Source organism: Bradyrhizobium sp. P5_C11_2, from assembly GCF_054049755.1.
Genome location: NZ_JBFULT010001061.1, coordinates 1 through 1,150, shown reverse-complemented (window position 1 = coordinate 1,150; position 1,150 = coordinate 1). Strand labels below are relative to the sequence as shown.

The window sequence follows — 1,150 nt, the reverse complement described above, 5'->3', positions numbered from 1 at the left end:
ATACAAGAGCGAGACCACCGCAGCCTATCAGCGAGGCCAAAAGTTCGAAAAGCGCCGGGCGTTAATGAAAGATTGGGCCGTGTTCCTGAGCGGCAACAAGGTGACCCAATTGGATGACTGGAGGACAGGGAAGGGTGTCGAGCCATCGCGAAGCTACCGCGTGAGAAGCTAGTGGCCCCGAAACGCTCACTCAAAGGCGACCTGAACCGCAGCCAACCGACTAAGCGATTATGCGGCAGCGTATGCCAAGTACTCGTTTAGCACATGCTCTTTGATCGCCTCTGGCTCCCGCTCCCCTTGCGAAGCAAGCCACAGAATGCGCTCCGCAACTTCCACCGCAGAACGATGCTGCTGTCGGGTGAAGGCCGGGGTAGCGAGCACTTCATCAAGAATGGTGCGTAGCATTTGCACCGTAGGTGTGTCGTACGCCATGTGACCAATATCCGAATACTGAACAATGTCTCAAAGGCAGCACGCGCAATATAGAGCGCAAGCCGTCTTGGTCGATCCGGCCAGCAATTTACCGGAAATGAAAATCTAAGACGGTTTGATTGCGGTTCTGTGACAGCGAAGCAGCCACCATAGTTCCATCGTTTGATGATCGTGAGGCAAGGTGATGTGGGCAGAAATCTCAAAAGCGTCGTTCATTAGTATTCCGATAGTCGGAACTCTATCCGGCCTGCTGTGCATGCGCACGGCCTATTCAACATACAAGTTGATCGGAGCCCGCTTCGACGGCGCGAATTTTCCATGGTTCTACACCGCGCTACAAAGCCCTTGGTACGCAAAGCAATTTTGGGGACAGGACGATATTGCTAATGTGCTTCCTGATGACTTGAAGACGACGGTCACTCGCGCGAGAAACCCTGATTAACTACGGAATGGCGACAATCATTTTATGGACCATCTTTGCTCTCTGCGTCGGGGCTACAGCAGCCCATTTCGGGAGCGGCACATAGGCGACACCCACTGTCCGCTATGGGTCTTGGCTGTGTGAAAACGCGAAGACACTCAATCGCGATAGAAGAAAATTATTCGTCCAAAACCGTTCTAGTCGCTCGACGCGCAAGCGGATTCAACTTGGGGATCGAACTGAAGAATATCATTCTTCGTCGCGTTTCGATTTTTGAGTTTTTACACAGCCAGGGTC

Annotated in this window: 1 protein-coding gene; it reads right to left on the bottom strand. The window is 52.6% G+C overall.

Features of this window, described 5'->3' with window-relative positions; all coding sequences use genetic code 11:
* Positions 1-228 precede the first annotated feature (228 nt).
* Entirely contained in the window at positions 229-432 is a 204-nt protein-coding gene (locus ACXJL8_RS41660) for a hypothetical protein (RefSeq protein ID WP_456619015.1), read from the bottom strand.
* Positions 433-1,150: the final 718 nt, after the last annotated feature.

Bases quoted from the DNA above. Each gene is read 5' to 3' on its own strand.
- ACXJL8_RS41660 (WP_456619015.1), bottom strand. From the start codon at position 432: ATGGCGTACGACACACCTACGGTGCAAATGCTACGCACCATTCTTGAT.